Source organism: Corallococcus sp. CA041A (assembly GCF_003612075.1).
GTDB lineage: Bacteria > Myxococcota > Myxococcia > Myxococcales > Myxococcaceae > Corallococcus > Corallococcus exiguus.
Window position 1 is genome coordinate 1 of record NZ_RAWF01000368.1, and the last position, 7,657, is coordinate 7,657.

2 protein-coding genes are annotated in these 7,657 nt (G+C 69.5%); one reads left to right on the plus strand and one right to left on the minus strand.

Annotated elements, in window-relative coordinates; all coding sequences use genetic code 11:
• Nucleotides 1–478: 478 nt before the first annotated feature.
• A complete protein-coding gene (locus tag D7V77_RS38695; RefSeq protein ID WP_120581236.1) occupies nt 479–2,203 on the minus strand; it encodes a sigma 54-interacting transcriptional regulator in 1,725 nt (574 codons plus the stop codon).
• Between the two features lie 233 nt (nt 2,204–2,436).
• Between D7V77_RS38695 and D7V77_RS38700 the strand changes: the two genes are divergently transcribed.
• Nucleotides 2,437–7,657, plus strand: a 5,221-nt coding sequence (locus D7V77_RS38700; RefSeq protein WP_120581237.1) for a DUF4011 domain-containing protein, incomplete at its 3' end; no start/stop codon positions are given.

Consider the following 7,657-nt stretch of genomic DNA (forward strand, 5'->3'; position numbering starts at 1 on the left):
TCCGTTTCGGCCGGAGCACACGCACTCGCGGCCGTTTGCTCCCCGCCATGGCGATTCATGCTCGCACAGCAGCGCTTATGCATCCTTTGGATGCATCAGAATCGTTAATTTTTTCTCATCCCCTCAGTGCTCCGTAGTTGCAGCAACAATGCGCCATCCCAAACCGGCTGCCGGCCTGAATCAGCGTGCCCTGAAAATCCATCTTCACGTCCGCCAGCCACATGCATCCCTGGAGGACGTGGCCGCCTCCCGCGCATTTCTCCTGGCAATAGGTCATGAGCTGGGAGCTGCACTGCCACGGCCCATAGTAGATGACGGTGCGGAACTGCCCGCCTCCTGGCACGTTCATGAGCGGCCCACGCCACATCCGAACCGCACCAGCACTGGGTGCCACCGGTGCTTCGGCACAACTCACGGCCACGACGACAAGAGCTGCGAGCAATCGCCACAATAGGACACGCGCACGCAATCAGGCCTCTCAGTCCTCTTCCCCCAGGTATCGGAACACGGAGCGCACACCGATGCCCAGAGCCCGGGCCGCCTCCTTCTTGCTGCCTCCGCTGCGGGCAATGGCCTCGCGCACATAGCGCAGCACGAAGGCATCGCGAGCCTCATCCAGGGGCACCCGTGGTGCCGTGTCCGCGGCCAGGTCCAGGTCCTCGACGCCGATGAGCTCCCCCGACGCCAGGATGGCCGCGCGCCGCACGCGAGACACGAGCTCGCGGACGTTGCCCGGGAAGGGATGACCGCGCAGGGCCTCCGCCGCCTTCTGCGTGAAGCCCCGCGCACGCGCCCCCTCCTGCTTCAGGACATGGTGCGCGATGAGCAGCACGTCCTCACCGCGCTCCCGCAGCGCGGGCACCTCCAGGCGCACCTCGTCCAGCCGGAAGAGGAGGTCCTCCCGGAAGGCACCCCGAGCGACGAGCGCCTTCAACGGCTGATGCGTGGCGGCCACGACGCGCATGTCGACCCTGCGGGGACGATGCTCGCCCAGCCGCGTCACCTCGTGCTCCTGGACGACGCGCAGCAGGCGCGACTGGAGCGGCAGCGGCATGTCTCCAATCTCATCCAGGAACAGCGTGCCCCCATCCGCCGCCTCCACCAGCCCCGCGCGGTCGGAGGTCGCGCCGGAGAACGCCCCGCGAACGTGGCCGAACAGCTCACGCTCGATGAGGGACTCCGGAAGCGCCGCGCAGTTGATGGCCACCAGCCGGCCGCGCCGGCCGCTCCGCCGGTGAAGCGCGCGGGCCACCTCCTCCTTCCCCGTGCCCGTCTCTCCCTGGATGAGCACATGCAGGGACGTGGGCCCCAGGCGTTCCACCTGCCGGTAGAGGTTCCGCATGACCGGGGATTCACCGATGAGCCCTTCGAACGTGGCCGCGGCGATCCGCTGCGTGAGGCTGTCCACCTGGGCGCGCAGCTCCGTCAGCTCCCGCGACGTGGCCAGCAGCAGCGCCGCGAGCGACGACAGCGCCATGGCCTCCTCCAACTCGCGAGTCGAGAACGGAGGGCTGCCCAGGCGCCGTCCCAGGTACACCGCGCACAGGGGCGCGGAGCCCGCGCGAAGTGGCAGCACGAGCGCGGACGTCAGCCGCAACACCAGGACACTGGGAGCCCCCGCGAGCGCCGCATCCGCCGCGATGTCCGGCACCAGCACCGGAGCCCCCGAGCCCACGACTTGATCCACCAGACTGTCCACCACCACCGAAGCCGGCACGGAGCCGGTGGCCCCCAGCACCTGCCGCCGGTCCCCCTCCACCGACACGAGGAACCCCACGTCCGCGGAGGTGACGTCCGCGATGCCCCGCAGCGCCGCCTCCAGCAGCTCCGACGCAGGGCGCTGCACGAGCAGCCGCGAAGCGAAGTCCGTCAGCACGCCCAGCAGGCGGGACGGCGTCGAGGAAGGCTCAACCCGGACCGGCGCCTCCGAAACCATCAGCGTGAGCGAAGCCCTGCCCACGCTGAAGGACTCCCCCGGCTCCAGCGGCGCCAGCTCCACCCGCTTGCCACGAACCCGGACGTCACAGTCCGCGCTGGCGGCGGACACCGTCCACCCGCGCGCGTCACGGAACACCAGGGCGTGGCTGCCCTTCACCCCCGGTGCGGAGAGGACGACGTCGCACGCGGGCTCGGAGCCCACGGACACCACCGGCTTCTCCAGCGGGAAGGAACGGCCGTCCGGGAGGGTCAGGAAGAAGCGCACGGAGCGAAGGCCTCTCAGGAGGAACCACCATGGAGCGTCCGACGTCTTCCACCTCCATCCCATTCATGCCCTTGAAGGGCCACGCAAAGACTCCCTCCGAGGCATGTCCATCGCCCATGGGAGGGGGGCCAAAAGACCCCGCCCTCCCCCGTGGATCCTTGGACAACCGCACGCGTGGCATGCTGTCGCGGTCAGCGGGATGTGTCGCCTTGGCCACCCGCACTCGAGGTCCCATGTCCACGGCCATTCCTGTCCCGGCGGTTCCTCCGGTCCAAGTGGAGCTGCTCAGCGCACCCACGTTGAACTTCGCCATGGAGCAGAGCGGCGTTCCGCTCATCCGGGAGGCACTCATCCGGAATACAGGTGAGCGGGCACTGGGACCGACCACACTCGAGCTGCAGTTGCTGCCCGACCTGGGAGAGCCCCTTCAGCTCCCCGTGCCGCCACTGCCTCCGGGCGAGGAAGCCAACCTCGGGGTCATCGACCTGCGCCTGCCCGCCGGGCGCCTGCGCTCGGTCGTGGAGGCGGAGCGGGCCCAACTCCGATGGGCGCTTCGTGAGGACGCCACGCTCCTTCGCGAGGGAGCCCTGGATGTCGAAGTCCTCCCCTACAACCATTGGCCTGGAACGCGCGCCCCGCTGGGCCTGCTCGCCACCTTCGTCACGCCCAACCATCCCGTTATCCCCGAACTGCTCAAGGATGTGCGGAACCTGCTGGAGCAGGCCCTGGGCGACGGCGGCCTGAGCGGCTACCAGAAGCGCAATCCCAGCCATGCTCGGGCCATGGCCGCCGCGCTCTACGAAGCCGTGCAGGCCTTGAAACTCGGGTACGTGGAGCTCCCCGCCAGCTTCGAGTCTCATGGACAGAAGGTGCGGCTACCGGATCAGCTCCTCCAGGAACGCATGGGGTGCTGTCTGGACCTCACCCTCCTCTTCGCCTCCGCGTTGGAGGCCATGGGACTCCACCCCCTGCTCCTGCTCGTCCAGGGCCATGCGTTCCCCGCGGTGTGGCTGATCGACGAACGCTTCCCGGAAGGGCTCGTGGAGGACGCGGCCCGGCTGCGCAACCTCGTCGCACTGGGGCACCTGCTCCCCTTCGACTCCTCCACGGCGGTGGGCGCCGGGCGTCCCCCCTTCGAGCGGGCCATCAGCGAAGGGCTCAAGCACCTTTCGGAGGACAGCCGCTTCGTGGCCGCGCTCGACGTGAGCGTCCTCCGGTTCGATCGCTACCGCCCGCTTCCCCTTCGCGCCGTGGAGGCCCCACCCGCTGAGCAGGTGTCGAGCGAGCCTGCACACGCGCGCATCCGGACGATCCTCGAAAGCGCCGCGGCGGCGCCTCCACCCGTCGAACCGAAACCCCCGAGCGCCCAGGTCCTCACGCGCTTCAGCCGCTGGAAGGAGAAGCTGCTCGACCTGACGCTGCGCAACAAGCTGCTCAACTTCCGGCTCGACACGCGGAGCGCCCTGGAGCTCCACATGCCGGACCTCGGCGCGTTCGAGGACAGCCTGGCGGGAGGCGAGGCCTTCGAGATCATCCCCGCCCCGGACATGGACTCGCTCGATGCCCGTGAAGCGAAGCTCCTGAAGGCCCGGGGCACCGGGGAGGAGGTCGCCACCCGCCGTCGCGGCGACCTGGACAAGGGACTGATCCACTCCCCGCTCCGTGAAGCCGAGCTCTGGTCCCGCGCCAGGTACCTGGAGCGCACGGCACGCACGGACCTGGAGGAAGGCGGCGCCCAGACGCTCTACATCGCCATCGGACTCTTGCGGTGGTTCGACCCGGGCGATCCCTCGACGGCGCGGCTCGCCCCGCTGCTGCTCTACCCCGTCGCCTTCCGCCTGGACCGCGCCCGTGAGCGACTGCGCATCGAGCGGCTCCCCGAGGAGCCCCTGGGCAACGTCACCCTGGTGGAGAAGCTCAAGCGCGAGTTCGGCCTCGACGTCAGTGCATTGACTTCGCTCGAGCCCGACGAGAAGGGGGTGGACGTTCCCGCCATCCTCCGCGCCGTCCGCACCTCCATCCAGAAGCAGGCCGGCTGGGAGGTGCTGGAAGAGGCCCACGTGGGGCTCTTCACCTTCACCAAGTTCCTGATGTGGAAGGACCTGGAGGACAACGAAGAAGTCCTTCTCTCCAACCCGCTGGTCCGCCACATCGCCGCCGCCAGCACCTCCGCGCCACCCGCGAGCGGCACGGAGTTCCAGCCGGAGCAACTGGACGCCGACGTCCCGGCCGGGGAGTTGCCCTGCGTCGTCAACGCGGACTCCACGCAGCTCGCCACCATCGCCTCCGCGCTCTCTGGACGCTCGTTCGTCATCCAGGGACCTCCGGGGACGGGCAAGTCACAGACCATCACCAACTTGATCGCCGCCGCGATTGCCCGGGGCAAGAGCGTGCTCTTCGTGTCGGAGAAGATGGCGGCGCTGGACGTCGTGTACCGGCGGCTCCGGGACGTGGGGCTCGAGGACTTCTGCCTGGAGCTTCACAGCCACAAGAGCAACAAGAAGGAAGTGCTCGCGTCCTTCGGCCGGGCCTGGGAGCGGACCCGGCAAACGCCCGTCCCACCCTGGAAGGCGCGTTCAGACGAACTCACCTCCCAGCGGGAGGCGCTCAACGCCTACGTCCGGGCACTCCATCGGCCCTGGCCCCTGGGGCTCAGCTTCTATGGCGCGACCGGCCGGCTCCTGTCCCTGGGGGATGCCCCGGACGTGCACCTGAGCCTTCCTTCCCCTGGCGAACTCACGGAAGCGCGCTTTCGCGAAGCCAGTCATGAAGTGGAAGGACTCGCCAGCACGCTTCGCGCCTTGAGGGCCCTGGGGCCGCATCCGTGGCAGCCGGTTCGCGGTGTCACGTGGACCCATGCCTTCGAGCAGCAGCTCCGAGACTCCCTGACCGAGACCCGCGCCGCGCTCGACGGCGTGGAGCAGACGGCCACGGCGCTCGCGGCCTCCACCGGCATCGACGTCCCCGCCTCGACGCAGGGTCTGCATCCCCTGGTCGAGTTGGGGGAGGTCCTGGCCAGTGGGCCGGTGCCCTCCGTCGCGCTGCTGGATGATGCGTGGCCCGAGGTTTCGCGAAAGCTCCAGGAGCAGTCGCTCGCCCTGCGCGAGCAGTCCACTCGCGAAACCCAGCTGGCCTCGCGCTGGGGGACGGGGCTGCTCACCCTGGATCTGGCGGCCCTTCACGCCCGGTTCCAGAAGTGGGCCGGGGCATTCTTCCTCTTCGCCTTCTTCTTCCTGCGAAGCGCGCGGAAACAGCTCGCGTCACTTGCCTCCAAGGGACTGCCCTCCAACCGCGACATCGAGAAGGACCTCGCCACCGCGCGACAGGTGCAGGAGTGGAGACCGAGGCTCTCCGACCAGGCCAACGCGCTCGCGACGACGCTGCGGGGCGTGCCTTCGCGGGACCTGTCACACGCCGAAGCGGTGGAGGGGCTCTCCACCCGCGCGTTGAGGGTTCGCGACCTTCGAGGAGTCCTGGGCGTCGCCAGGGTCCAGGTCCCCACGGACGCGGCCTCCCGCGAGCTGCTGGCGACCCAGACCCAGGCGCTGCGAAGTGCAATGGAGCGCCTCACGCGTGCCGAGGAGGCACTGAGCGCCATGGTGAAAACCCGCTCCTGGGAGAGCGCGACCACACCTCACCACCGCGCCTCCTTGCGCCGGCAGCTGGACGCCTGGCAGTCAGGACTCCGCTCCCTGAGGACGTGGTGCCTCCACCAGGCCCAGGCCGACAAGGTCCGCGCGCTGGGTTACGGACCGTTCGTGGACGCGGTGGAAGCCCAGGGCCTCACGGAAGAGCAGTTGGGCACGGCCTTCGAGCGCGCGGTCCTCACCGCGTGGACCCATGCCCTGAGGGACAGGGAGCCCGCGCTGCGTGACTTCGAGGCCCGTGCCCACTCCACCCGGGTGGAGCGCTTCCGTCAGCTCGACGGCGAGCACGTGGTCCTCTCCCGCCAGCAGGTGATCTCCACGCTGGAGCAGAAGTTGCCGTCCGGCGTCGCCTTCGCCGCGGAGAGCTCGGAGCCCGGCATCCTCTCGCGGGAGCTGCGCAAGAAGCGGGGACACATGCCGCTGCGCAAGCTGCTGACCTCCATTCCCAGCCTGTCCCGGCGGCTCAAGCCCTGCTTCCTCATGAGCCCGCTCTCCGTCGCCCAGTACCTGCCCGCGGACGGCCGTCGCTTCGACCTGCTCGTCTTCGACGAGGCCTCGCAGATTGGCACCCACGACGCCATTGGCGCGATGGCCCGCGCGGACCAGGCCCTCATCGTCGGCGACTCCAAGCAGCTTCCGCCCACCACCTTCTTCACCCGGGGCGAGGACCCGGAGGCGATCCCGGACGAGAACGACGTCATCGAATTGGAGAGCATCCTGGAGGAGGCCCTGGCGAAGCAGTTCCCCCAGCAGATGCTGGGCTGGCACTACCGCAGCCGGCACGACAGCCTCATCGACTTCAGCAACCGGCAGTACTACGCGGGCCGCCTCCATGTGTTCCCCGCCGCGCGTGCTCGCGTGGAAGACCTGGGCGTCAAGTGGCGCCACGTCCCGGATGGGGTCTATCAGTCCAAGCTGAGCGGGAAGTCCGCCGCCATCAATCCCCGCGAAGCGGAGGTGCTGGTCGCGGATCTGGTGAAGGCCTTGCGCCGCCACGCACCGCACGAGCGGACGTTCGGCGTCGTCACCTTCAGCGCCGTCCAGCAGCAGGTCATCCTCGAGCTGCTCGAAGCCGAGCGGGCGCGCTTCCCGGAGGTCGAGGCGCATTTCGCCTCGTCCGAGCCCGTCTTCGTGAAGAACCTGGAGAACGTCCAGGGCGACGAGCGGGACGAGATCTTCTTCAGCATCTGCTACGCGAAGGACGCCGCGGGGAAGCTGCGCATGAGCTTCGGTCCGCTGAACCGTGCGGGCGGTGAGCGGCGCCTGAACGTCGCCGTGACCCGCGCGCGGTGCGCCCTGCGGGTCTACTCCACGCTGACGCATGATCAGATCGACCTCTCGCGGACCGCCTCGGTGGGCGTGCGCCATCTGCGGGACTTCCTCCGCCGGGCCGCTGAAGCGGACGCCCTCGCGGCAGCCGCGGCCGAGCGCGAGCCGACGGACGCGCTGGAGCAGCAGGTCGCGCAAGCACTGCGCGAAGCCGGATGCACGGTGCACACCGACGTGGGGAGCGGCGGCTACCGGGTGGGCCTGGCGGTCGTCCACCCCGAGCGCCCCGGCGAATACATCCTGGGCGTGGAGTGCGACGGCCCCCGCTACAACTCCGCGGCGAACGCACGGGACCGCGAGCGGCTGCGTTCCGAGGTGTTGCAGGGCCTGGGCTGGCGGCTGCACCGCGTCTGGTCCCTGGGATGGGAGCAGGACCGGCCGGGGCAGCTGGAGGCCTTGAAGGCAGCGGTCCAACGCGCACTGGAGGATGCGAAGCAGCCACGGCCCGCGCCCGCTCCGCCCCCGCTCGCCGCGGAAC